The organism is Sphingomonas oligoaromativorans, assembly GCF_011762195.1.
Classification (GTDB): domain Bacteria; phylum Pseudomonadota; class Alphaproteobacteria; order Sphingomonadales; family Sphingomonadaceae; genus Solisphingomonas; species Solisphingomonas oligoaromativorans.
This window is the reverse complement of the sequence record NZ_JAASQK010000007.1, coordinates 105641-130273: the sequence shown is the minus strand read 5'-3', so window position 1 is coordinate 130273 and position 24633 is coordinate 105641. Positions and strand designations below refer to the sequence as shown.

Sequence of the window (24633 nt, the reverse complement as noted above, 5' to 3'; positions counted from 1 at the left end):
TCCAGACCCCAGATCGGCGGTCGCATCCTGATTGGCAAGCCATGAACAAGACGTCTCCCGCCGGCGATCCGCCCGGCACCCCCGCCCGCCGCGCCGCGCTCCGCCTGCTCGACGCGGTGATGCGGCGCGGATTGCCGCTGGAGGCGGCGCTGGGCGCGGTCGGCGGTCTGCCCAAGGCCGAGGATCGCGGCCTCGCCCGCGCCATCGCCTCCGAAGCGCTGCGCCGGATGCCCGATCTCGACGCGCTGATCGACAGCGCCACCCAGCGCCCGTTGCCCGACGACGCCAAGGCGCGCTTCGCGCTCCGTATCGCGCTCGTCCAGGCGCTGGCGATGGACACGCCGCCCCACGCCGCGATCTCGACCGCGCTGCCGCTGGTCGACGGCGGCCCGCGCAAGCTCGTCCACGGCGTGTTCGGCACGCTGATGCGGAACGGCGCCACCCTCCCCACCCCGCCCGAGCTGCCGGTGCCGGTGGCGATGCGCTGGCGGGCGGCCTGGGGCGAGGACGCCACGGAAGCCGCGCGGACCGGGCTCACCGGCAAGCCGCCGCTCGACCTGACGCTGGCCGATCCCGCCCGGACCGCCGAATGGGCTGAACGCCTCGGCGCGCGGAGCCTGATGACGGGGCATCTGCGCCTCGACGAGGCTGGCGGCGTGACCGGCCTCGAAGGCTATGACGAAGGCGCATGGTGGGTGCAGGATCTCTCCGCCTCGATGCCGGCGCGCCTTCTCGGGCGCCCGACCGGCGATGGCCGCGCGCTCGATCTGTGCGCCGCGCCGGGCGGCAAGACGCTCCAGCTCGCCGCCGCCGGCTGGCGGGTGACGGCGGTCGAGATGGCCGGCACGCGCCTCGCACGGCTTTCCGAGAATCTGGAGCGCACCGGGCTCTCCGCCGAGACGGTGGAGGCCGACGTCATGCGCTGGTCGCCGCCCGCCCCGGTCGATGCGGTGCTGCTCGACGCGCCCTGTTCGGCGACCGGCATCTTCCGCCGTCACCCCGACGTCCTCCACCGCGTCCGCCCCTCCGCGATCGCCGAACTGGCCGAGACGCAGGCGGCGATGCTGGCGCGCGCGGCGGAGTGGGTGAAGCCGGGCGGCACACTGGTCTACGCGGTCTGCTCGCTGGAGCCGCGCGAGGGCGAGAAGGTGGCCGGAGCCTTTGCCGCACCCGGCTTTTCGCGCGATCCGATCCGGGCGGAGGAACTGCCCGAGGGCCTCGCGCCCGACGCCGACGGCTTCCTTCGCGTCGCGCCCGGAGCCCTCTCCGATCAGGGCGGTTGCGACGGCTTCTTCGTCGCGCGCTTCGTGAAGGCTTGAAGCCGACCCTCGCTTGCGGTTAGTCGCGCAGGGGATGGTGAAACCGGTCCGCATCGCCCCCTCGATCCTCTCCGCCGACTTCGCGCGGCTGGGCGAGGAGGTGCGCGCGATCGACGCGGCCGGCGCCGATTGGATCCATATCGACGTGATGGACGGCCATTTCGTGCCCAACATCACGATCGGCCCGGCGGTGGTGAAGGCGCTGCGCCCGCACACCGCCAAGCCGTTCGACGTGCATCTGATGATCCAGCCGATCGATCCCTATCTGGAGGCCTTCGCGGAGGCCGGGGCGGATTGCATCACGGTCCATCCCGAAGCCGGGCCGCACGTCCACCGCACCGTCCAGACGATCAAGGCGCTCGGCAAGCGCGCCGGCGTCGTGCTGTGCCCGGCGACGCCCGAGGATGCGCTCGATTATCTGATCGACGAGGTCGATCTCGTGCTCATCATGTCGGTGAACCCCGGTTTCGGCGGGCAGCGCTTTATCCATTCGCAGCTCCGCAAGATCGCCGCCGTGCGCGCGATGATCGACCGCTCGGGCCGCGACATCGATCTGGAAGTGGATGGCGGGGTCGATCACACGACCGCCGCCTTGTGCATCGAGGCGGGGGCCGATGCGCTGGTAGCGGGAAGCGCCACCTTCAGGGGCGGGCCGGACGCCTATGCCGCCAATATCCGCGCGCTGAGGGGGGGATAAGCCGCATATGACCGTCGTCCGCCGGATTGCAGAGGGCTCCGCCGTGCCCGTCCCGGATGCCGACGGTATCGAACCCGGCCGCCGGCTGATCCGTGTCGGGGACGAGAAGGGCGCGTCGCTCGCCGAACGCGTGGTCGCCCGCTTCAACCGGCTGACCTGGGGCACGCCGCTCCACAGCTTCCGCCTGCGCGGTCGTTTTCCGCTGAAACTCCTGGGCGTGCCGCGCGATCCGATTCCCGGCGATCGCGAGGCGGGCCTCGACATCATGGATGGCGAGATCAGCCTCGGCCGCGAGCGCGCCTCCACCGCGACGCTCGATTTCGCGGAAGCAGGCCGGCCCACGGGCTTCGCCGACCATCTCCAGAGCTTCGCCTGGCTGCGCGACCTCGCGGCGGCGGGCACCCGGCTCGATGTCGCGCCCTATGCCGAGCCGCTGATGCGCCGCTGGCTGGAGACGCATGGCAAGACGGCGGACGAGCTGGCATGGCGGCCAGACCTGTGGGGCCGCCGCATCCTCGCCTGGACGGCGCACGCTCCGATCATCCTGTCCTCTTCCGATCTGGTCTATCGATCGGCGGTGCTGAACGCGTTGGCGCGCGGCGCCCGCCATCTCGATCGCACGGCCGACAAGGTGCCGGCGGGCCTGCCTCGTGTCGCGGCCTGCGCCGGCACGATCGCCGCCGGGCTGCTGATCCCCGGCGGCGACCCGCGCCTCGCCCATGGCGAGCAGGGCATGACCAAGGCGCTGGCGCAGGCGGTGCTGCCCGATGGCGGCATCGTCAGCCGTTCGCCGGTCGAGCTTTTGGAGCTGGTCGAGATCCTGTCGCAGCTCGTGGCCGTCTATGACGAGCGACGGCGCGAGCCTCTCCCCGCCGTCGCCTCCGCGCTCGCCAAGGCGGTGCCGGCGCTGCTGGGCGTGACGCTCGGCGACGGGGCGTTGTCGAGCTGGCAGGGCGGCGGGCCGCTGCGCGCCGATCGCGTCACCCGCGCGGTGGGCGCGTCGGGCATCCGCACCCGGCCGCTGCGCCAGTCACGCGAATGGGGTTTCCAGCGGCTGGCGGGCGGGAGCACCGTCGCCGTCGTCGATTGCGCGCCGCCGCCCGCCAGCCGGCTGGGGCGCGGCGGCTGCGCTTCGACGCTGGGCTTCGAGCTGAGCGACGGCGCCTGGCGCCTGATCGTCAATTGCGGCGGCGACAAGCCATGGGGGGCTCTCCCCACCGCCATTTCCGAGGCGCTGCGCACCAGTGCCGCCCATTCCACCCTCGTGCTCGCCGATTCCAACTCGACCGCGATCCATGTCGACGGCTCGCTGGGCCGTGGCGTGACGATGGTCGAGCTCGACCGGCAGGAGCAGGAGAGCGCCAGCCGCATCGAGGCCAGCCATGACGGCTATGTCCGCCGCTACGGCCTGTCGCACCGCCGCAAGCTGGCGCTGTCGGCCGATGGGCGGGAGCTGGGCGGCGAGGACGTGCTGCTGCCGTCGGGCTCGCGCAAGTCGGGCCAGTCGATCGGTTTCGCGGCGCGCTTCCATCTCGCGCCCGGCGTCGAGGCGACGCCGACCGCCGACGGGCTCGGCGCGCTGCTGCGCGTCGAAGGCGGGCCGCTGTGGCAGTTCCGCTGCCGGGGCGGCGCGCTCGGCATCGAAGAAAGCATCTGGATCGACTCGCGCGGGCGCCCCGTGTCGACCAACCAGCTCGTCGTGACGGGGGAGACCCCGGCCGGCGGCACCAGCATTTCCTGGGCGTTCAAGCGGGCCGGTTGAGCCCGCCTTCTTCTTTCAAGGACCGGTCATGTCGAATGTGAAGATCACCCGCGCACTGCTCTCCGTATCGGACAAGAGCGGGCTGGCGGAGCTTGGGGCGGCGCTGGTGCGTCACGGCGTGGAGCTGGTCTCGACCGGCGGCACCGCCAGGGCGCTGCGCGAGGCCGGGCTCGAGGTGCGCGACGTGTCGGACCTGACCGGCTTCCCCGAGATGATGGACGGCCGCGTCAAGACGCTGCACCCGATGGTGCATGGCGGCCTGCTCGCGGTGCGCGACAATCGCGAGCACGCGCAGGCAATGGTCGATCATGGCATCGCGCCGATCGATCTGGTGGTGGTGAACCTCTATCCCTTCGCGCAGACGGTCGCGAAGGGCGCCGAGCGTGACGAGATCATCGAGAATATCGATATCGGCGGCCCGTCGATGGTGCGCTCGGCCGCCAAGAACCACGCCTATGTCGCGATCACGACCGACCCGGCCGATTATGCGACGATCATCGAGGAGCTGGACGCCAACGCCGGCTCGACCACGCTGGCGCTGCGCCGCAAGCTCGCCGCCAAGGCCTTCGCGGCGACGGCGGCCTATGACGGCATGATCTCCTCCTGGTTCGCCTTCGCCGATCAGGGCGAGACGCTGCCCGAGGCGCTGTCGGTGCCGCTCAGGAAGGGCGCTGCGCTGCGTTATGGCGAGAATCCGCACCAGTCGGCGGCGCTCTATCTCCCGCTCGGCCCCTCGGCGCGTGGCATCGCGCAGGCCGAGCAGGTGCAGGGCAAGGAGCTCAGCTACAACAATTACAACGACGCCGACGCGGCGCTGGAGCTGGTCAGCGAGTTCCGCGACGGCCCGCCGACCGTCGTCATCGTCAAGCACGCGAACCCCTGCGGCGTCGCCACGGCGGATACGCTGATCGAGGCCTATCAGGCGGCCCTCGCCTGCGACAGCGTCTCGGCGTTTGGCGGCATCATCGCGGTCAACCGTCCGCTCGACGGCCCGACGGCGGAAGCGATCTCCGGCATCTTCACTGAGGTGGTCTGTGCGCCGGATGCCGATGCCGACGCCCGCGCGGTGTTCGCGAAGAAGAAGAATCTCCGCCTGCTGCTGACCGGCGAGCTTCCCGATCCGGCACGCGGCGGCCTCACCATGAAGTCGATCGCGGGCGGGATGCTCGTCCAGTCGCGCGACAATGGCCGCATCACGCGCGACCTGCTCAAGGTGGTGACCAAGCGCGAGCCGACCGCTCAGGAACTGGAGGACTGCCTCTTCGCCTGGACGGTCGCCAAGCATGTCAAGTCGAACGCCATCGTCTATGCCAAGGGCGGCTCGACCGCCGGCGTCGGCGCGGGGCAGATGAACCGCCTCGAAAGCGCCCGCATCGCCGCGTGGAAGGCCAAGGACGCCGCCGACAAGGCCGGCTGGGCCGAGCCCCGCACGATCGGCTCGGCGGTCGCGTCGGACGCCTTCTTCCCCTTCGCGGACGGTCTGCTGGCGGCGGTCGAGGCGGGCGCCACGGCGGTGATCCAGCCGGGCGGCTCGATCCGCGACGAGGAGGTGATCGCCGCTGCCGACGAAGCCGGCCTCGCGATGGTCTTCACCGGAATGCGCCACTTCCGGCACTGATCCGAAAAGGGGCGGAGGTGTCGAAACCTCCGCCCCTTTTTCTCAGGCCGGTTGCGGCTCGGCGCCGGGCTTCAGGCTGAACAGCAGCCGGTCCTCCTCGCCGAAGCCGCGATACCAGATCACCGCGCCATAGGCGGCGAGGATCAGCGGCACGCCCAGCATCAGCTCCATCCATTCGGGGAACCAGGTCGCCAGCGCGCCGACCGCCATGCCCGCCGCCGCCGCCGGCACCAGCGGCCAGCGCCAGCCCGAGACGCGATGCCCGAGCAGCCGGCGCAGCAGCCGCGCCTTGGCGATCGAGGCGGCGCCCAGCATCAGCATCAGCGCGATGGCCGGGCCGGCGGCGGCGATGGCGTCGTCCTTGAGATCGGCCACGGGATGCGCGGCGCGGATCATGTAGATCAGGATCACCGACAGGATCGTCTGCCCCACGATCATCGCCACCGAGATGGCGAGGTTGCGCTTGGCCGCGATATAGATCAGCGCCGCCTCGCTCACCACGGCGGTGGCGGCGATCGCCTCGGCGGCGAGCAGCACGCCGAGCGCGCCCGTGCCGCCGACGAAGCGCGGGCCGACCAGCCCCATCACCGCCTCGCCCGGAATGCCGAGCGCCAGCGCGATGCCGATCTGGGCGGCGATGATCCAGAAGCCGACCTGCCGCACCTGCTTGGCGACGGCGGCCTTGTTGTTCTCGGCGAGGTTCTGGGTGATGACCGGGCCGAGGATCGGATCGAAGCTGGTCTTGAGCTTCTGCGGCAGCGAGGCGACCTGCTGGGCGACGTAGTAGATGCCGACGATCGCCGGCGAGAAGAACAGGCCGAGGATGGCGATGTCGAGCCGGCGCGAGCCCCATTCGATGGCATCCGCGCCCGCCAGCGGCAGGTTGCGCTTCATCATCGAGAACAGGCGCACGGGCTCCGGCGCCCAGCCGCGCGGGCGGCCATATTCGCGCATCAGCGGCACGATCGAGGCGATCAGTGCGGCGATGGCCGAGAGCGCGTAGGACAGGATCAGGCCGTCGCGCAGCGAATAGAAGGAGAAGGCGAAGGCCGCGATGCTGATCGTCCAGGGCTCGATCAGCGAGCGGGCGGTGACGGTGGCGCCGATATTGCCGCGATAGGCGAGGCCGGCGAGCGCGATGTCCGATCCCGTCCACGCGAACACCGTCATCGGCAGCATCCAGTCGAACCCGTTCACCTCGGAATTGGGGAAGAGCAGGATCGGCCAGAGCATCAGGATGCCGGCGGCGAGGATCGACACCAGCCAGCCGACCAGCATCCCGTCCCACACGACATGGACATGGGGGCGGCTGGTCTTGGCGAGCTGCTGGGCGAGGCCGCGCTTGAGGCCGAGCGTCGCGAGCTGGGCCGCGAACTCGACGATGATCGTCGCATAGGCGAAGCGGCCCAGCACGTCGGCGCCGTAGATGCGGCCGGCGATGAACAGGAAGGGCAGCCGCGCCGCCAGACGCAGCAGGAAGCCGAAGAAATTGGTGCGTCCGCCCTTGGCCAGCGCGGCGATGTCGCCCGGCCCCTCCTCGTTGGCGGTGAACGCGTTGCTCAATGCGCCGCTCCCCAGCTCGCACCCGTGCCGATCTCGACGCCGAGCGGCACCGAAAGGGTGACGGCGGGTCCGGCGGCCCCTTCCATCACGCGACGGATGACCGCGCTCGCCGCCTCGACATCGGCTTGCGGAAGCTCGAACACCAGTTCGTCATGGACCTGGAGCAGCATTCGCACATGGCCGAGCCCGGCGTCCGCCAGCGCCGGCCCGATGCGGACCATCGCCCGCTTGATGAGATCGGCCGACGTGCCCTGAATGGGAGCGTTGATCGCCTGCCGCTCGGCCGCCTGCCGCTCGCCCTGCATCTTGCCCTTGATGCCGGGCAGCCATGTCTTGCGGCCGAACAGCGTCGAGACGAAGCCCTTGTCGCGGACCAGGGTCAGCGTGTCGGCGATGTAGCGGCTGACGCCGGGGAAGCGCTCGAAATAGCGGTCGATGATCCGCTGCGCCTCGCCGCGATCGACACCGAGCCGCCCGGCGAGGCCAAAGGCCGAGATGCCGTAGAGGATGGCGAAGTTGATCGTCTTGGCGCGGCCGCGCGTGTCGCGGTTGACCTCGCCGAACAGCTCCTGCGCGGTGAGGTTGTGGATGTCCGTGCCCTGCCGGAAGGCCTCGCGCAGTTCGGGCACGTCGGCCATGTGCGCGGCGAGGCGCAGCTCGATCTGCGAATAGTCGGCCGAGAGGATGACGTTGCCCGGCGCCGCCACGAAGGCATCGCGGATGCGGCGGCCAAGCTCGGTGCGGATCGGGATATTCTGAAGATTGGGGTCGGTGGAGGACAAGCGTCCGGTCTGTGCGACCGCCAAGCTGAAGCTGGTGTGGACGCGGCCCGTCTCGGGGTTGATCTGCTGCTGGAGCGCGTCGGTATAGGTCGACTTGAGCTTGGAGAGCTGGCGCCATTCCAGCACGAGCCGCGCCACCTCGACGCCCTCGCCCGCAAGCCGCTCCATCTCGTTGACGTCGGTCGAATAGACGCCCGACTTGCCCTTGCGCCCGCCCTTGAGGCCCATGCGCTCGAACAGCACCTCGCCCAACTGCTTGGGGCTGCCGATGGTGAAGGGGCCACCGGCGGCCTCGTGGATCACGCCTTCGAGGCGGGCGATCTCGGCGGCATAATCGGTGGAAAGCCGCGCCAGCTCGGCGCGGTCGACGAGGATGCCGGCCGCCTCCATCGCGGCGACGACGGGCACCAGCGGGCGATCGACCATCTCATAGACGCGCGTCGCGCCTTCCTTCGGGAGACGCGGCTTGAGGCGCTTCCACAGGCGCAGCGTCACGTCGGCATCCTCGGCGGCGTAATGCGTCGCGCGATCGAGGGGGACGAGATCGAACGTAAGCTGATTCTTGCCGGTGCCGCAGACGTCCTTGAAGCTGATCGTGGTGTGGCCGAGGTGCGTCTTGCACAGATCGTCCATGCCATGGCCATGCTTGCCGGCGTCGAGATCGTAGCTCAGCAGCATGGTGTCGTCATAGGGCGCCACCACCGGCACGCCGGCGCGCTGGAACACCAGCAGATCATATTTGATGTTCTGCCCGATCTTCAGCACCGCCGGATCGGCCAGCAACGGCGCGAGCTTCGACAGCACGACATCGCGCGGCAGTTGCACCGGCGCTTCGGAGAGCAGCCCGTCGCCGCGATGGCCGACGGGGATGTAGCAGGCCTTGCCCGGCTTCGTGGCGAGGCTGATGCCGACGAGGGTCGCGCGCAGCGCGTCGAGCTGGTCGGTCTCGGTGTCGACTGCGACGAAGCCCTGTGCCGTGGCTTCCGCGATCCAGCGGTCGAGCGCCTCTTCGGTGACGACGGTCTCGTAATCGTCATGCTTGAACGGCGGCTCTTCCTCGGCGGCCGTCCCGGACGAGGGTATGGCGGCCGGCATGGCGGGCGCGTCGCCGAGCTTGGTCAGCAGCGAGCGGAAGCCATGCTCCTCCAGGAAGGCGCGCAGCGGCGCCGGCGGGATGCCCTGAAGCACCAGCTCGTCGAGCGGCTGCGGCAGCGGCGCATTGCATTCGAGCGCCACCAGACGGCGCGACAGGCGCGCCATCTCGGCATGGTCGATCAGCGATTGGCGCAGCTTGGGCTTGGTGATCGTCGGCGCGGCGGCCAGCACCGATTCGAGATCGCCATATTGCTGGATGAGCTGCGAGGCGGTCTTGGGGCCGACGCCCGGCACGCCCGGCACATTGTCGACGCTGTCGCCCATCAGCGCCAGCACGTCGCCGAGCTTGTCCGGCGTGACGCCGAACTTCTCGACGACATGCTCCGCGCCCATCCGGCGGTCGTTCATCGTGTCGAGCATGTCGAGGCCGGGCACGATGAGCTGCATCAGATCCTTGTCGGACGAGACGATCGTCACCTTCCAGCCCGCGCCGATCGCGGCCTGCGAGTAGCAGGCGATGATATCGTCCGCTTCCAGCCCCTCGGTCTCGATGCAGGGCACCGAGAAGGCGCGGGTGGCATCGCGGATCATCGGGAATTGCGGGATCAGATCCTCGGGCGCCGGCGGCCGGTTCGCCTTGTACTGATCGTACATGTCGTTGCGGAAGGTCTTGGACGAGGCGTCGAAGATCACCGCCAGATGGCTCGGCCCGCCCTCCCCCGTGAGATCGGTGAGCAGCTTCCACAACATGGTGGTGAAGCCGTAGACCGCGCCGGCCGGCTGGCCATGGCGGTTGGTCAGCGGCGGAAGCCGGTGATAGGCCCGGAAAATATAGCTCGATCCGTCGACGAGGTAGAGATGCTGGGAAGACATCGGCGGGCTTTAGCAAGCGGGCGCGGCGAAGGCGACAGGCGGCTTGCGTTCCGGCGGCGCTTGGCAGCGAAGCTGTGACGAAGTTACCATGGGCGACATGATCCGGGAGCACAGTGGCTGAACATGTATCCATCACGACTGGCGAAGGCCCTGCTGCTGGCTTTCCTCTGCGCCGCGCCGGCGGCCGCGGGGGTGTTTTCGAAGAAGGCGACGGCGCTCACCGATATCGTCGGCTCCTCGCGCCCGATGACCGTCAGCGCGCCCGACGACCGCACCCGCGCGGTCGCCCGCTTCACCGAGGACAAGGAGGAGGATAACCTCATCGTCTATCTCGGCACGCGCGGCGGTTTCCACTTCCCCGGCGGGCCGGGGGCGGAACTGCTCTGGGCGCCGGATTCGCGCGCGCTCGCGGTCACCTATGAGGATGGCGAGGAGAGGCTGCGGACCGCCATCCTGGTGCGGCGCAAGCCGCGCGGGTGGCGGCGGGTGAATCTCGCCGAGGTGGTGGCGAAGGTCTATCGCGCGCCGGCGGGCTGCGCCGGGGATATCGCGCCCGACCTGGTTTCGCTCGGCTGGACGAGCGGCAAGCGGCTGATCGTGGCGGCGACGATGCCCGAGAAGGCGGATTGCCCGGCGAAGAGGCGCTTCACCGCCTATTTCGTCGACGTGCCGAGCGGCAAGGTGCTGATGGAGGTCGACCAGCGCACCGCCGAGCGCCGCTATCGCGCGATGCTGGGCAGGAAGCTGGCGCCGGTGCGCCATCATCGCCGGGCGAGGCATCACGGCGGCTGACGCTTCCCTTCCCTCGCCAGTCTCCCTGTTTCGTCATGCCGGACTTGATCCGGCATCCAGAGCTTCAGGCGATGCCGTTCGCAACTCTGGACCCCGGATCAAGTCCGGGGTGACGGCAGGAGGGCGTCAGGGGACGAGGATGGTGTCCCTGGCCTCCGCCAGCATCTCGGGATAGTCGAGCGTGTAGTGGAGGCCCCGGCTCTCCTTGCGGGCGAGCGCGGAGCGGACGATCAGGTCGGCCACCTCGACGAGATTGCGCAGCTCGATCAGGTCCGCCGTCACGCGGAAGTTGCCGTAATATTCCTCCACCTCGCGGCGGAGCAGCTTGATGCGGTGCTGCGCCCGCTCCAGCCGCTTGGTGGTGCGGACGATGCCGACATAGTCCCACATGAAACGGCGGATCTCGCGCCAGTTGTGCTGGACGATGACCTCCTCGTCCGAATCGGTGACGCGGCTCTCGTCCCACGGCCGGATCGGCGGCGGCGAAGGCAGCTCGTCCCAGTGGCGGGTGATATGCCCCGCCGCCGCCTCGCCGAAGACGAAGCATTCGAGCAGCGAGTTCGAGGCCAGACGGTTCGCGCCGTGCAGCCCCGATTGCGTCACCTCGCCCGCCGCATAGAGGCCGGGCAGATCGGTGCGGCCCTTCAGGTCCACGATCACGCCGCCGCAGGTGTAATGCTGGGCCGGGACGACGGGGATCGGATCGGTGGTGATGTCGATGCCGAGGGTGAGCAGCTTGGCGTAGATGGTCGGGAAGTGGTGCTTCACGAACTCCGGCGGCTGATGGCTGATGTCGAGATGGACATAGTCGAGGCCGAGCCGCTTGATCTCATGGTCGATCGCGCGGGCGACGATGTCGCGCGGCGCCAGCTCCTCGCGGGGATCGAAGTCCGGCATGAAGCGGTGGCCCGCGCCCGGCACGCCCGGCGGCAGCTTCAGCCGCCCGCCCTCGCCGCGCATCGCCTCGGTGATGAGGAAATTCTTGACGTCGAGGTTCCAGAGGCAGGTCGGGTGGAACTGCATCATCTCCATGTTGGAGACGCGCCCGCCCGCCCGCCATGCCATCGCGATGCCGTCGCCGGTCGCGCCGCGCGGCGCGGTCGAATAGAGATAGGTCCGCCCCGCGCCGCCGGTGGCGAGGATGGTCGCCTTGCCGGTGAAGGTCTCGACCTGCCCGGTCCGCCGGTTGAGCGCATAGACGCCCCAGACATGCCCGTCGCCCAGATAGCGCTCGCCATGGCGCGAGGTGGCGAGGTCGATCGCCGCCATGTCGGGCACCAGCGTGATGTTGGGATGGCGCTTGGCGGCCGTCTCCAGCGCCTCCTGCACCGCCCAGCCGGTGGCGTCGTTGACATGGACGATGCGGCGATGGCTGTGCCCGCCTTCCCGCGTCAGGTGGAGCGCGTTGCCGTCCTGGTTGAAGGGGACGCCCAGCTCGACCAGCCGCTCGATCGAGCGCGGCGCATTCTCGATCACGAACTCGACCGAGGCCCGGTTGTTGAGGCCGGCGCCGGCCACCATCGTATCCTCGATATGGCTCTCGAAGGTGTCGCCCTCTTCGAGCACGGCGGCGATGCCGCCCTGCGCCCAGGCGGTCGATCCCTCCGAAAGCCCGCCCTTGGCGAGCACCGCGACCCGGAAGCGCTCCGCGAGGCTGAGTGCGGCGGTGAGCCCCGCCGCGCCCGAGCCGACGATGACGACGTCAAACGGGCGCGTGACCATCAGGCGGCGGCCCGATCGCTGGTGAGGCTGAGGAAGACATCCTCCAGGTCCGCCTCGCGGGTCGAGACGTCGACCACGCCGAAGCCCGCCGCGCTGACCGCCGCCAGCACATCACCGGCGTTCGCGCGGTCCTTCTGATAGGTGATCGCGATCACGCGCTCGCCCTTGAGTTCGGCCTTCTCGAACAGCGGGGACTGCGGCACGGCGGCGAGATCGCGGTCCACCGTCACCTCGACGACCTTCTCCTGCGCCTTGGAGAGGAGGCTCGCGGTCGGCTCGTTGGCGATCAGGCGGCCATGGTTGATGATCGCGATCCGGTCGCAGAGTTCCTGCGCCTCTTCGAGATAGTGCGTGGTCAGCACCACCGTCACGCCCTGCTCGTTCAACTGGCGGACATAGGCCCAGAGCTGCTGGCGAAGCTCGATATCGACGCCGGCGGTCGGCTCGTCGAGCACCAGCACCGGCGGCGTGTGGACCATCGCCTTGGCGACCAGCAGGCGCCGCTTCATGCCGCCCGACAGCGTGCGGGCATAGGCGTCGGCCTTGTCCTCGAGATGGACGGCGCGGAGCAGCTCCATCGTGCGGCGCTCGGCCCTCGGGATGCCGTAGAGCCCGGCCTGGATCTCCAGCGCTTCCTTGGGCGTGAAGAAGGGATCGAACAGGATCTCCTGCGGCACGATGCCGATCGAGCGCTTGGCGTTGCGGGGATGCTCGTCGATGTCGAAGCCCCAGATCGAGGCCTTGCCGCCCGTCTTGTTGACGAGGCCGGCGAGGATGTTGATGAGCGTCGACTTGCCCGCCCCGTTCGGCCCCAGCAGGCCGAAAATCTGCCCGCGCGGCACGTCGAAACTGACGCCGTGGAGCGCGGTCTTGCCGCCCGCATAGGTCTTTTGCAGATTCTGGATGCTGATCGCCGCGTCGCTCATGGGAGCGCAGATAGACGCTCGCGCGGGCACTCGCTAGGGGGCGCTGCATTCACCATGTTGCTTGACGATCCGTTAGGCCTTGAGGCGGACGCTCGCTCCATGACCGCGCTCGTCGCCCCGCGCCTGCTCCGTGGCTCGCAGATCGCGCTTCTGCTGGCGATGCTGGCGGCCGGGCTGCTCGCCGTGATGAACGTGCCGCACGAGGCGCCGCCGCTGATTCTTTCCTCGTTCGCCGCCGCCTGATCCGCCGCCCGTGATTGCGCGGCTGCGCGCCTCTTGCTATGCGGCGCCTCGTGAGCACGAACCAGCCCGAAACGATCCGCGTCACCACCTCGCGCGTGGTGTGCGACGGCGCCAGCGACATCCCCACCGGGGCTGCGCTCGGCCATCCGCGCGTCTTCCTCGAAATCGACGAGACCGGTTTCGTGGAATGCGGCTATTGCGACCGCCGCTTCGTGCTGATCGGCGGCCCCGCGGATCATTCCGCCGCCGCCTGACCCGTTGCGGGGATGACGCGGGCCAAGCCGGGGCCTATATGCCCGGCATGACGAGCCTCATCGATCCCCGCTCCTTCCTCTATCGCGACGGCGCGCTCGACCCCGATGCCGCGCTGCGCCTGACGGCCGACGCGCTCCAGCGGTCGGACGATGGCGAACTCTATCTCCAATATATCGCGTCGGAGAGCTTCGGCTTCGACGATGGCCGGCTGAAGACCGCCGATTTCAACACGCAGGCCGGCTTCGGCCTGCGCGGCGTGTCGGGCGAGACGACCGCCTTCGCCCACGCCAACGAAATCTCCGAGCGCGCGATCCGTCGCGCCGCCGAGACGATGAGCCTGCTCGATCCGGCTGTCGGCACCAAGGCGGCGCCCCCCGCCCGCACCAACCGCCACCTTTATGGCGACGCCGATCCGCTGAGCCTCGTCCCCTTCGCGAAGAAGGTCGAGCTGTGCCAGACCATCGACGCCATGGCCCGCGCCCGCGATCCGCGTGTGGCGCAGGTGTCGGTCGGCCTGTCGGGCTCGTGGAGCGTGGTCGAGATCGTGCGGCCGGATGGCTTCGTCGCGCTCGACGTGCGGCCGCTGGTGCGCCTCAACGTCTCGATCGTGGTCGAGCAGAATGGCCGCCGCGAGTCGGGCTTCTTCGGGCTCGGCGGGCGCTATCTCTACGATCGCCTGTTCGATCCCGCCACGGGTGCCCGTGCGGTGGACGAGGCGCTGGCACAGGCGCTGGTCAATCTCGAAGCGGTGGCGGCGCCCGCCGGCGAGATGACCGTGGTGTGCGGCCCCGGCTGGCCGGGCGTGCTGCTCCACGAGGCGGTCGGTCATGGCCTTGAGGGCGATTTCAACCGCAAGGGCTCGTCGGCCTTCTCCGGCCGCATCGGCGAGCGGGTGGCGGCCCCCGGCGTCACCGTGATCGACGACGGCTCGATGGGCGAGCGGCGCGGCTCGCTCTCGATCGACGACGAGGGCACGCCGACGCAGGCCAATGTCCTGATCGAGGACGGCATCCTCAAGGGCTATATGCAGGATCGCCTCAACGCCCGCCTGATGGGCGTGCCCGCCACCGGCAACGGCCGCCGCGAGAGCTTCGCCCACGCGCCGATGCCGCGCATGACCAACACCTTCATGCTCGGCGGCCAGGATGACCCGGACGAGATCCTCGGCCGCGTGAAGAACGGCATCTACGCCAAGAGCTTCGGCGGCGGGCAGGTCGACATCACGTCCGGCAAGTTCGTCTTCTCCTGCACTGAGGCCTACAGGATCGAGAACGGCAAGCTCGGCGCGCCGATCAAGGGCGCGACGCTGATCGGCGACGGCCCCTCGGTCCTCACCCACGTCTCGGCGATCGGCAACGACATGGCGCTGGATGAGGGCGTCGGCATCTGCGGCAAGGGCGGCCAGTCGGTGCCTGCGGGCGTCGGCCAGCCGACGCTGCTGATCGACCGGCTGACTGTCGGCGGCACGGCGGCCTGACCGTCATGGCGCTCGTCGAGATCGAGACCTTCCCGGAGCACGCTGTCGCCGAGATGGCGCGCGGGATGCTGGCGGCCGAGGGCATCCAGGCCGTGCTGTTCGACAGCGGGCTGGCGAGCCTCGGCTTCGGCGGGCTCACCCCCGTCCGCCTGATGGTGGACGAGAGCGATCGCGCCACCGCCGAGCGGCTGCTCGCGGACATCTCTGCCTAAATAACAGGCATCTCTGTCGAGGTGCCCAAGCACTAGGCGGTCGTTCCGCCCCTGAATCGTGCTGCGCCGCAGAAACGCGTCTGCGGAAAACTGGCACGCCCCTTGCGAAGGTTTCCTTCGGGATGGCCCACGGGGCCTGCGCAGGGAGGCGGCATGAAACTGATCATCGCGATCATCAAGCCATTCAAGCTGGACGAGGTGCGCGAGGCGCTCTCGTCCATCGGCGTCGCCGGCATGACGGTGACGGAGGTCAAGGGCTTCGGTCGGCAGAAGGGCCAGACCGAGATTTACCGCGGCGCGGAATACAGCACGAACATGGTGCCCAAGATCAAGATCGAGGTGGCCTGCACCTCCGATCTGTCGCCGCGCGTGGTCGAGGCGATCCAGCAGGCGGCCAACACCGGCGCGATCGGCGACGGCAAGATCTTCGTCCTCGATCTGGCCGAGGCGGTGCGCATCCGCACCGGCGAGACCGACGAAACCGCGCTTTGAGGGAAGGGGGAATGATGAAGCCATCGACCAAGCTCGCCGCAGGCGCGGGGGCGCTCGGCCTCGCCCTGTTCGCGGCGTTTCCGGCCTGGGCACAGGCGGCGGCCGCCGCGCCGACGGTCAACAAGGGCGACACCGCCTGGATGATGACCTCCACGGTGCTCGTGCTGATGATGATCGTGCCGGGCCTCGCTTTGTTCTACGGCGGCCTCACGCGCTCGAAGAACATGCTCGCGACCATGACGCAGATCGGCGCGGTCGCCGCGCTGGCGATGCTGATCTGGGTGATGTGGGGCTATGCGCTCGCCTTCGGTGACGGCGGCAATCCCTTCTTCGCGAGCCTCAGCAAGGCGTTCCTCGCCGGCGTCACGCCGGACACCACGGCGGCGACCTTCACGCCGGGCGTGGCCATCCCCGAATATGTCTTCATCTGCTTCCAGATGACCTTCGCGGCGATCACCGTGGCGCTGGTGCTGGGATCGGTGGTGGAGCGGATGAAGTTCTCCGCCGTGATGGTGTTCGGCGCGGTGTGGCTGACGATCGTCTATTTCCCGATCGCGCACATGGTATGGGCTCCCAACGGCTTCTTCTTCACCAAGGGCGCGCTCGATTTCGCGGGCGGCACGGTGGTGCATATCAACGCCGGCGTCTCCGCGCTGGTCGCCTGCCTGATTCTCGGCAAGCGCATCGGCTATCCGCAGGAGCGGATCGTCCCGCACTCGCTGACCATGACCGGCATCGGCACCGGCCTTCTCTGGGTGGGCTGGTTCGGCTTCAACGCGGGTTCCGCGCTGGAGGCCAACGGCTCGGCGGCGCTGGCGATGATGAACACCTTCGTGGCGACCGCCGCGGCCGGCCTCGCTTGGATGCTGATCGAGCGGCTGAACGGCCACAAGGGCTCGGCGCTGGGCTTCTGCTCGGGCATCGTCGCCGGCCTTGTCGCGGTCACGCCGGCGGCGGGCAATTCCGGCCCGTTCGGCGCGATCGTGCTCGGCGCCGTCGCTTCCGTCATCTGCTTCTACGCGGTCTCCGTCCTCAAGCCGAAGCTCGGCTATGACGACGCGCTGGACGCCTTCGGCGTGCATGGCATCGGCGGCATGATCGGCGCGATCGGCACCGGCATCGTCTATTCTCCGTCGCTCGGCGGTCCGGGCAAGGCGCCCTACGACATGGCGCACCAGCTTCTCGTGCAGTTCGAGACGGTCGTGACGACGATCGTCTGGACCAGCATCGGCACGGTGATCGCGATCTTCATCGCCAAGGCGGTGACGGGCCTGCGCGTCAGCCCTGAAGTCGAGCGCGAAGGCCTCGATCTCGGGGAGCATGGCGAGCGCGCCTACAACTGAGCTTCCTCCTGCGAAGACCTGGGCCGGCGGGGCGACTCGCCGGCCCTTTTTTCATGCGCGGGAGACTGTAGGATGCCCCGGACAGGAGAGCGCGACGATGCTGCATCATCCCCGCCGGTGGTTCCGGCCCAAGCGCCTGGGCTTCGGCTATTCGCCCGCCACCTGGGAGGGCTGGTTCGCCACCGCCCTCCTCGTCCTGGCCATTTTCGGAGTGCGCTCGCTGCTGCGCTGAGGCTCAGCCGCGCAGGCTCTGGATCATCGGCATGAGCGGCGAGACGTCATAGCCGGCGTTGGCGGCCTTGGCGGCGATCTCGGTCGGCTCGTCACCGGCGAGGCCGCGCGCGAGCGACCACAGGAACGTCGATCGCGTGCCCGAGCGGCAGAAGGCGAGCGCCGGGGCTGGCTGGGCGAGGGCCGCGGTCATCGCCTCGACCTGCTCCATCGAGAAGCCCGAATGGTCGACCGGGATATGGGCATAGCCGAGCCCCGCCGCCGTCGCTGCCGCCTCGATCTCGGCGGAGGTCGGCTGGCCGGGCTGCTCGCCGTCGGGCCGGTTGTTGATGATGGTGCGGATGCCCTGCGCCGCCGCCGCCGCCACGTCTGCGGGGGTGATCTGGCCGGCTACCTGAAGCGTCTCGTCGATGGTGCGGAACATGGGGGCCTCCTTGGGTTCGGAATTGCCCCTAGCCTATCCCCGCCAGTTGCGCAGCACTTCGAGGAAGGCCTCGCCATAGGCGTCACGCTTGGCCTGGCCCACGCCCGTCACCTGCGCGAGGCCGGCCATGGTGGTGGGATGCAGCCCGGACATCTCGCGCAGCGTCGAGTCGTGGAAGATCACATAGGGCGGCACGCCGCGTTCCATGGCGATTTCCCGGCGTTTCGCGCGCAGCGCCTCGAACAGCGGATCATGGGGATGCTCCTCGGCATCGCGGCTGCGGTGCTTGCGCTCGCGCTTGGGCGGCAGGACGAGGCCGACCGACTCCTCCCCCTTCAGGATCGGGCGGGCGCTGGGGCCGAAGGACAGGCCGCCATATTCGTCGGCGCGCAGCGCATCGCGGGCGATCAGCGCGCGGGCGACGGGGCGGATCAGCTTCAGCTCCTCCTCGTCGGCGATGCCATAGACCGACAGGCGGTTGTGGCCGTTGGAGATCACCTTGTCGGTGTCGCGGCCGGCCAGCACGTCGGTCAGGTGGCCGACGCCGAACCGCATCTCGGTGCGGAAGGCGGCGGAGAGCAGCTTGCGCGCGACCTCGGTCGCATCGACGGTGGCGGGCGGCGAGAGGCAATTGTCGCAATTGCCGCAGCGGGGCGCGGGCTGCTCGCCGAAATAGCGCAGCAGGATGGCGCGGCGGCATTCCGCCGTCTCGACCAGATCGCTGAGCGCCGAGAGCCGCGCGCGTTCGCCGCGCTGGCGGGCTTCGTCGACCTCGACGATGCGGCGCTGGGCGCGGGCGAAATCCTCGGCACCCCAGAAGAGCTGCGCCACCGCCGGTTCGCCGTCGCGGCCGGCGCGTCCGGTCTCCTGATAATAGGCCTCGACCGACTTGGGCAGGCCGGCATGGGCCACGAAGCGGACGTCAGGCTTGTCGATGCCCATGCCGAAGGCGATCGTCGCCACCATCACCATGTCTTCGGAGGCCACGAAGTCGCGCTGGTTCTGCGCGCGAATATGGGCGTCGAGCCCGGCATGATAGGCGCGCACCGGGCGGCCGATCTGCGCCACCTGCGCGGCGATCCGGTCGGTCGCGTCGCGGGTGGGGGCGTAGATGATGCCCGCGCCGGGCTGTTCGGCGAGGAAGCTCTTGAGCTGGGCGGTCAGGCTGTCGCGGGGCGAGATGCCGTAGCGGATGTTGGGCCGGTCGAAGCCGGCGACGATCAGCCCGTCCTGCGGCAGCCCGAGCTGCTGGAGGATGTCGGCCCGCGTATGCGCGTCGGCGGTGGCGGTGAGCGCGAGGCGCGGCACCTCGGGAAAGGCGTCGAGCAGCGGGCGGAGCAGCCGGTAGTCGGGGCGGAAATCATGCCCCCATTCCGACACGCAATGCGCCTCGTCGATCGCGAACAGCGCCAGCGGGGTCGATCGCAGCAGGTTGCGGAAGCTTTCGCCGGAAGCCCGCTCGGGCGCGACATAGAGCAGGTCCAGCTCTCCGCTGCGGAAGCGGCGCATCGTCTCGGCGCGATCGTCGTCGGCGGAGGTGAGCGTCGCGGCCCTGATCCCGAAGCCCTCGGCCGAGCGGACCTGATCGTGCATCAGCGCGATCAGCGGCGACACGACCACCGCCGTCCCTTCCCGCGCGAGCGCCGGAAGCTGGTAGCAGAGCGACTTGCCCGCGCCCGTCGGCATCACCGCGAGCGTCCCCGCGCCGGCCATCACGCGATCCACCACCGCCTGCTGGACCCCCCGGAAGCCCGAGAAGCCGAAAGTCGCGTGGAGGATGTCGAGGGGATCGGAGGCCATTTGCGCCCCGGTTACCGTCTGGGGCGGCGCGCGTCACCCCGGCGGCCCATGATTTCGTCGCGCGCCGTGCCAAGCTGGGCTTGATGCGGGGCAGCAAAGCCTTGCTGGCGGCCTCTTCCGGCACGGCGCTAGCATCGCCGCATGACGAAGCTCTCCGCGCTCCCTTTCCTCGCCATCGCCGCTGTGGCCCTGGCGGCTCCGCTCGCGGCCCAGGCGCCCGCGCCGCACCTTTCGATCACGAGCATCGACCAACTCGCCCAGCCGCTCCCCTATCCCTATGACGAGCAGGCCGACGCCAAGGTCGCCGTCGCCAGGGCCAAGGCGCAGGCGAAGCGCGAGCACAAGACGCTGCTGATCGATCTCGGCGGCAACTGGTGTGGCGATTGCCGCGTGCTGGCCGGCATCCTCGATCTGCCGGAACTGAAGCCCTATGTCGCGCGGCACTTCGTCGTCGTGAAGGTGGACATCGGCCGCTACGACAAGAATGGCGACATCGCCGCCCGCTACGGCATCGCCAAGCTGCAGGGGGTGCCCGCCATCCTCGCCGTCGACCCGGTGCATGACAGGCTGCTCAACAACGGCCGCCTCTTCGCGCTCACCGACGCGCGCCACATGAACCCGCAGGCGCTGGCCGACTGGCTGGCCCAATGGGCCTGAGCAAGCCGGCCTGATCGCCCCCGTCAGCCGATCGACGGGCGGGAGGCGATCAGCGACACCGTCTTGTGCTTGAAGTCGATCGACACGCGATCGAAACAGCGCAGCAGGTCCATGCCGACCAACATGCTCGGCTTCTTGTCGAGGCCGAAACGCTCGAAGGCGTGGGCATCGGAAAAGGCGATGGTCGACTGCTGGATGTGCGTCGTGCCGAGCCGGATGTCGTTGATCTGGGCATAATGGCCCTTGATGACATGGCCGGTGACGTCGATGATATCGACCGGCAGCGCCTGCGCCCGCTTGCGGCGGACCAGCTTGTCGCGCAGCACGATATTGCCGAGTGTCACGCTGCTGCCCGTGTCGATCACGGCATAGATGCGCGTGCCCACCGCATCCGCGTCGGCGAGCACGAGCTGGCCGTAGCGGCGGCGCGCCGTGACGACGATCTCGCCCAGTTCGGCGGGCGGGCGGTAGCGGCCGGCGGGCTCCACCTTCATGCGGTTGTTCTTGAGATCGATCACCACGCGCTTGTTGGCGAGCATGTCGATGCCGAGGATACCGACGCCGCCGAGGTCCGCCTCCGCCAGTTCCGGCGCGATGATGGGCTGGGCGGGCATGTCGCTGAGCGAGAGGGCGGCGATCTTGACCGCCTCGACCTGACTCTCGCCGCCGACGCTGTGCAGCGTGACCGTCCCCGCCGACGGCAATCCGAGCAGCGTTGCCAGCCGCCGGGAGATGACGGTGCGTGTCGCCCCGCTGTCGACGATGAAACGGAACGGCCCCGCGCCGTTTATCATCACCTTCACCGTCATGCGCTGATCCGCATTGCGGAGCGCCACGGCGGTCGAGCCGCTATCCCCGGGCGGCGCGGCGTCGTCGGGGAGCGGCTGCCCCGGTGCGGCGGGCGGCGGCGGCTGCACGGTGGCGCGCGTGGTGAGCGGCGCCGCCGGAGGGGATTGGCCCAGAGCCAGGAGCGCCGCCAGAGCGGCCGCGGGTGTCGACAATGGCATAGCCCTCTTCCCCCTCGTGTTTTAGGGAGATGCTACACCGATGCCGGGCGGGTTCAAGCGGCGGGAATCATTCCGCCGCCATCGCCTGCCCCGATTCGCGCTCGGCCGCCTGCCGCGCCCACATCTCGGCATAGAGTCCGCCCGCCGCCATCAGCGAGGCGTGGGTGCCCCGCTCGGCGACGCGGCCCGCTTCGAGCACCACGATCTGGTCGGCGTCGGCGATGGTGGAGAGGCGATGCGCGATGGTGATGGTGGTCCGCCGGGCCGTCACCGCGCCGAGCGTCTGGAGGATGTCCGCCTCGGTGCGGCTGTCGAGCGCGCTGGTCGCCTCGTCGAGGATCAGGATCGGCGGATCTTTCAGCAATGTCCGCGCGATCGCGACGCGCTGCTTCTCGCCGCCCGAGAGCTTGAGCCCGCGCTCGCCGACCTCCGTGCCATAGCCCTTGGGCTGGGCCTCGATGAAGCGGTCGATCGCGGCGCCCCGCGCGGCCATGCGGATGTCGGCGTCGGTGGCGCCGGCGCGGCCATAGGCGATGTTGTAGCCGATCGTGTCGTTGAACAGCACCGTGTCCTGCGGGACGATGCCGATCGCGGCGCGCAGCGAGGCCTGCTCGACCTCGGCGATGTCCTGCCCGTCGATGGTGATGCGGCCGGAGCTGAGGTTGTAGAAGCGATACAGCAGCCGCGCGATCGTCGACTTGCCCGCGCCAGACGGCCCGACGATGGCGAGCGTGCTGCCCGCCGGCACGTCGATGTCGATGCCCTTGAGGATCGCGCGCTCGCCCTCATAGCCGAAATGCACGTCCTCGAAGCGGACGTGCCCGCGCCCGACCAGCAGCGGCGGCGCTTCGGCCATGTCGACCACCTCGGCCGGCGTATCGAGCAGCTCGAACATCGCCGCCATGTCGAGCAGCCCCTGCCGCACCGTGCGATAGACCATGCCGAGCAGGTCGAGCGGGCGGAAGAGCTGGGCGAGCAGCGTGCTCACCAGCACCGTGTCGCCGGGCGTGAACTGCCCGCGCGCCCAGCCGGTGACGACCAGCCCCATGCCGCCCGCCATCATCAGATTGGTGATGAGGCTCTGGCCGATGTTGAGCCAGGCCAGCGACGTCTCGTTCTTCACCGCGGCGTTGGCATAGGCGGTGACGGCGCGATCATAGCGCTCGGCCTCGCGCTCCTCGGCGTTGAAATATTTGACCGTCTCGAAGTTCAGCAGCGAATCGACGGCGTGCGCCACCGAGCGCGTGTCGAGATCGTTCATCTTCGCGCGCAATGCGTTGCGCCAGTCGGTCACGAGGCGGGTGAAGACGATGTACGCCACCACCATCACCAGCGTCGAGCCGACCAGCCAGAAGCCGAACCGCGACCAGAAGATCTGCACCACCAGAACCAGCTCGAGCACGGTCGGCGCGATGTTGAAGAGCAGGAAATAGAGCATCGTGTCGATGCTCTTGGTGCCGCGCTCGACCACCTTGGTGACGGCGCCCGTCCGCCGGCCGAGATGGAAGCGCAGCGACAATTGGTGGAGATGGCGGAACACGGCGGAGGCGAGCCGGCGCGTCGCATCCTGCCCCACGCGCTCGAACACGGCGTTGCGCAGATTGTCGAACAATGTGCTGCCGAAGCGCGCCGCCGCATAGCCGACCACCAGCGCCACGATCAGCGTCGCGACGGAGCGGTCGCCATGGGCCATCCGGTCGATCGCGCCCTGAAGCGCGAAGGGCGCGCCATAGACCTGCACGATCTTGGACAGCACGACGAACAGCAGCGCCACGACGATGCGCAGCCGCAGCATCGGCGCGTCGGCCGGCCAGAGATAGGGCAGGAAGCGGCCGAGCGAGGCGAAGCCGACATCGGCCTTCGCGTCCGCCCCGCTGGAATGATCGGGTGGCATAGGCGGCTAACATAGGTCCGTCGGCCGCTCCCGCCAATGCGACGCTGTGGATTTCGAAAGTGTCGGAAAAATTCCGCCAATACTTGGGAAAATGCGCTCAGCTCTCGGAATATTTCTGGTGTTGATCGGAAATTCGTCGTCGGAACGCCCCGGAATCCGGGCTTTCTGCAACTTGGCACGGCCCCTGCAATACTCCTGACGTCCCGCCAAACACGGCGAGGCAAGGATCACAGAGGGAGATTTGCCATGTTCTCGATCGACTTTTCCGCCCTGCGTCAGCAGCTCGCTTCGATGGTTGGCGCGGTGCTGTTCGCGTCCGTTCTGGTCGGTGCGGCCGTCCTGCCGGCGCAGCCTGCCGCCGCCGCCATCCTCGGCATCTGATCGACGCGGATACGGAGGCACCTATGTCCAACCGTTTCGTGATCGATCGCCGCCAGGGTTTGTGGCTCGGCGTGTGCCAGGGCGTTGCGGATTTCACCGGCCTGCCGGTCGCGCTGGTCCGCATCGCCCTGCTGGTTCTCACCGTGGTGAGCTTCGGCCTGCCGGGGGTCATCCTCTACTGCCTGATCGGCTGGCTGGCGGGGGAGCGCTGAGCGCCCCTTCCGCCCGCCCCTTGCCTGACGCGCTTCCGCCGACGATCTTCCGGCGATGCACAGCGCCCAGGCCATCATCGAACGACTGAACCTCCAGCCCCATCCCGAAGGCGGCTGGTATCGCGAAACCTGGCGTGCCGAGGCCGAGCCCGGCGCCCGCGCAGGGGCGACCGCCATCTATTTCCTGCTCGAAGCCGGCCAGCGATCGCACTGGCACCGGGTGGACGCGGCCGAACTCTGGCTGTGGCACGCCGGCGCGCCGCTCCGCCTGCTGACCGCGCCGTCGGAGTCCGGCCCGGTCACCGAACATCGCCTCGGGCCGGATATCGCGAGCGGCGAGGCGCCGCAGGGTCTGGTTCCGCCCCATCACTGGCAATCGACCGAGACGACCGGCGGCTGGGCGCTGGTGTCGTGCATCGTCGCGCCGGGCTTCGACTTCGCGGGCTTCACGCTCGCGCCCGCCGGCTGGGCGCCGGGCGCGCAATGACCGCCGCCGTCGATCCGATCGCCGACATCGCGCGGGTGCGCGCGCTGATGGTCGAGGCCGCGCGCGCCGGCGAGGCGATCAGCTATTCGGCATTGCTCGCCCAGCTCGGCCATCGCTTCACCCGCCCGAAGATGCGCGCCGTCTGCCGCACCCTCGGGGCCATCGACGAGGCGGGCGCGGCGGCCGGCGAGCCGGAGCTGGCCGTGCTGCTCGTCCGGGAATCGGATGGCCTTCCGGGGCAGGGCTGGTGGGGTGGCGGCCATGCCATGATGCTCGGCTATGACGGTCCGTGGGAAGGGCCGGCGGCGCGCGCCTTCGTGACCGTCCTCCAGCAGGAAGCCTTCGCCTATTGGCGCGATCGCTAGGCCC

General features: G+C 69.4%; 25 protein-coding genes. 17 read left to right on the top strand and 8 right to left on the bottom strand.

What is annotated here, in order from left to right; genetic code table 11:
• Positions 1–41: 41 nt before the first annotated feature.
• From FHS98_RS14475 to purH, 4 genes are read left to right on the top strand one after another with little or no spacing between them, the layout of a single operon-like run.
• Complete coding sequence (locus FHS98_RS14475; protein ID WP_167106485.1) at positions 42–1319, top strand: RsmB/NOP family class I SAM-dependent RNA methyltransferase; 1278 nt, start codon at positions 42–44, stop codon at positions 1317–1319.
• 34 nt (positions 1320–1353) lie between these two features.
• Positions 1354–2016, top strand: coding sequence for a ribulose-phosphate 3-epimerase (gene rpe, locus FHS98_RS14470; RefSeq protein WP_167106482.1), 663 nt, complete (start codon positions 1354–1356; stop codon positions 2014–2016).
• Between the two features lie 7 nt (positions 2017–2023).
• Entirely contained in the window at positions 2024–3778 is a 1755-nt protein-coding gene (locus tag FHS98_RS14465) for a heparinase II/III family protein (RefSeq protein WP_167106479.1), read from the top strand.
• A 28-nt stretch (positions 3779–3806) separates the two neighbouring features.
• The gene (purH, locus tag FHS98_RS14460; RefSeq protein ID WP_167106476.1) at positions 3807–5396 is read left to right on the top strand and encodes a bifunctional phosphoribosylaminoimidazolecarboxamide formyltransferase/IMP cyclohydrolase; all 1590 of its coding nucleotides are present in this window, start codon (positions 3807–3809) and stop codon (positions 5394–5396) included.
• A gap of 42 nt (positions 5397–5438) precedes the next feature.
• Here purH and FHS98_RS14455 read toward each other — a convergent pair whose 3' ends face one another.
• Together FHS98_RS14455 and polA are read right to left on the bottom strand one after the other, a co-directional pair.
• Positions 5439–6959 (bottom strand): lipopolysaccharide biosynthesis protein, encoded by a 1521-nt coding sequence (locus FHS98_RS14455; protein WP_167106473.1) that lies wholly within the window; start codon positions 6957–6959, stop codon positions 5439–5441.
• Entirely contained in the window at positions 6956–9709 is a 2754-nt protein-coding gene (polA, locus tag FHS98_RS14450) for a DNA polymerase I (protein WP_167106470.1), read from the bottom strand. Before polA ends, FHS98_RS14455 begins: the two co-directional genes overlap by 4 nt.
• Positions 9710–9832: 123 nt before the next feature.
• Here polA and FHS98_RS14445 point away from each other — a divergent pair, with 123 nt between their 5' ends.
• Positions 9833–10501 (top strand): hypothetical protein, encoded by a 669-nt coding sequence (locus FHS98_RS14445; RefSeq protein ID WP_167106467.1) that lies wholly within the window; start codon positions 9833–9835, stop codon positions 10499–10501.
• 126 nt (positions 10502–10627) lie between these two features.
• Here FHS98_RS14445 and nadB read toward each other — a convergent pair whose 3' ends face one another.
• Both nadB and FHS98_RS14435 read right to left on the bottom strand, forming a co-directional pair.
• Positions 10628–12223 carry an L-aspartate oxidase gene (nadB, locus tag FHS98_RS14440; RefSeq protein WP_167106463.1) on the bottom strand — a complete coding sequence of 532 codons (1596 nt, stop codon included), beginning with the start codon at positions 12221–12223 and terminating at the stop codon, positions 10628–10630.
• Positions 12223–13149, bottom strand: a complete 927-nt coding sequence (locus FHS98_RS14435) for an ABC transporter ATP-binding protein (protein ID WP_167106460.1) — start codon at positions 13147–13149, stop codon at positions 12223–12225. The genes nadB and FHS98_RS14435 overlap by 1 nt, the downstream gene beginning before the upstream one ends.
• Before the next feature lie 99 nt (positions 13150–13248).
• On the opposite strand from FHS98_RS14435, the gene FHS98_RS14430 reads away from it, so the two are divergent.
• The 7 genes from FHS98_RS14430 (at position 13249) to FHS98_RS19005 (ending at position 17403) form a co-directional block, all read left to right on the top strand.
• The gene (locus tag FHS98_RS14430) at positions 13249–13392 is read left to right on the top strand and encodes a hypothetical protein (RefSeq protein WP_167106458.1); all 144 of its coding nucleotides are present in this window, start codon (positions 13249–13251) and stop codon (positions 13390–13392) included.
• Positions 13393–13430: 38 nt separating this feature from the next.
• The gene (locus FHS98_RS14425) at positions 13431–13646 is read left to right on the top strand and encodes a zinc-finger domain-containing protein (protein ID WP_019834276.1); all 216 of its coding nucleotides are present in this window, start codon (positions 13431–13433) and stop codon (positions 13644–13646) included.
• A 47-nt stretch (positions 13647–13693) separates the two neighbouring features.
• Complete coding sequence (tldD, locus tag FHS98_RS14420; RefSeq protein WP_167106455.1) at positions 13694–15124, top strand: metalloprotease TldD; 1431 nt, start codon at positions 13694–13696, stop codon at positions 15122–15124.
• A 5-nt stretch (positions 15125–15129) separates the two neighbouring features.
• On the top strand, positions 15130–15336 hold the full coding sequence (locus tag FHS98_RS14415) for a putative signal transducing protein (RefSeq protein WP_167106452.1): 207 nt from the start codon (positions 15130–15132) through the stop codon (positions 15334–15336).
• Positions 15337–15489: 153 nt separating this feature from the next.
• Complete coding sequence (locus FHS98_RS14410; RefSeq protein ID WP_167106449.1) at positions 15490–15828, top strand: P-II family nitrogen regulator; 339 nt, start codon at positions 15490–15492, stop codon at positions 15826–15828.
• 14 nt (positions 15829–15842) lie between these two features.
• Complete coding sequence (locus tag FHS98_RS14405) at positions 15843–17171, top strand: ammonium transporter (RefSeq protein ID WP_167106803.1); 1329 nt, start codon at positions 15843–15845, stop codon at positions 17169–17171.
• 97 nt (positions 17172–17268) lie between these two features.
• Positions 17269–17403, top strand: a complete 135-nt coding sequence (locus tag FHS98_RS19005; protein WP_279588275.1) for a hypothetical protein — start codon at positions 17269–17271, stop codon at positions 17401–17403.
• Between the two features lie 3 nt (positions 17404–17406).
• Here the strand turns inward: FHS98_RS19005 and FHS98_RS14400 are convergent, their stop codons facing one another.
• Together FHS98_RS14400 and recQ are read right to left on the bottom strand one after the other, a co-directional pair.
• A complete protein-coding gene (locus tag FHS98_RS14400; RefSeq protein WP_167106446.1) occupies positions 17407–17826 on the bottom strand; it encodes a TIGR01244 family sulfur transferase in 420 nt (139 codons plus the stop codon).
• A gap of 33 nt (positions 17827–17859) precedes the next feature.
• Positions 17860–19626: a DNA helicase RecQ gene (recQ, locus tag FHS98_RS14395; RefSeq protein WP_167106443.1), complete on the bottom strand. Its 1767-nt coding sequence runs from the start codon at positions 19624–19626 to the stop codon at positions 17860–17862.
• 141 nt (positions 19627–19767) lie between these two features.
• Between recQ and FHS98_RS14390 the strand changes: the two genes are divergently transcribed.
• Positions 19768–20283, top strand: a complete 516-nt coding sequence (locus FHS98_RS14390) for a thioredoxin family protein (RefSeq protein ID WP_167106440.1) — start codon at positions 19768–19770, stop codon at positions 20281–20283.
• 23 nt (positions 20284–20306) lie between these two features.
• Here FHS98_RS14390 and FHS98_RS14385 read toward each other — a convergent pair whose 3' ends face one another.
• The gene (locus FHS98_RS14385; RefSeq protein ID WP_167106437.1) at positions 20307–21284 is read right to left on the bottom strand and encodes a retropepsin-like aspartic protease; all 978 of its coding nucleotides are present in this window, start codon (positions 21282–21284) and stop codon (positions 20307–20309) included.
• Between the two features lie 73 nt (positions 21285–21357).
• Positions 21358–23184 (bottom strand): ABCB family ABC transporter ATP-binding protein/permease, encoded by a 1827-nt coding sequence (locus tag FHS98_RS14380; RefSeq protein ID WP_167106434.1) that lies wholly within the window; start codon positions 23182–23184, stop codon positions 21358–21360.
• A 246-nt stretch (positions 23185–23430) separates the two neighbouring features.
• Between FHS98_RS14380 and FHS98_RS19000 the strand changes: the two genes are divergently transcribed.
• Genes FHS98_RS19000 through FHS98_RS14365 form a run of 4 tightly spaced genes read left to right on the top strand, consistent with a single transcriptional unit; the run spans position 23431 to position 24629 of the window.
• A complete protein-coding gene (locus tag FHS98_RS19000; RefSeq protein WP_279588274.1) occupies positions 23431–23565 on the top strand; it encodes a hypothetical protein in 135 nt (44 codons plus the stop codon).
• A gap of 23 nt (positions 23566–23588) precedes the next feature.
• Positions 23589–23777, top strand: coding sequence for a PspC domain-containing protein (locus tag FHS98_RS14375; RefSeq protein ID WP_167106431.1), 189 nt, complete (start codon positions 23589–23591; stop codon positions 23775–23777).
• Between the two features lie 55 nt (positions 23778–23832).
• Positions 23833–24264: a cupin domain-containing protein gene (locus tag FHS98_RS14370; RefSeq protein WP_167106428.1), complete on the top strand. Its 432-nt coding sequence runs from the start codon at positions 23833–23835 to the stop codon at positions 24262–24264.
• The gene (locus FHS98_RS14365; RefSeq protein ID WP_167106425.1) at positions 24261–24629 is read left to right on the top strand and encodes a ribose-phosphate pyrophosphokinase; all 369 of its coding nucleotides are present in this window, start codon (positions 24261–24263) and stop codon (positions 24627–24629) included. Before FHS98_RS14370 ends, FHS98_RS14365 begins: the two co-directional genes overlap by 4 nt.
• Positions 24630–24633: the final 4 nt, after the last annotated feature.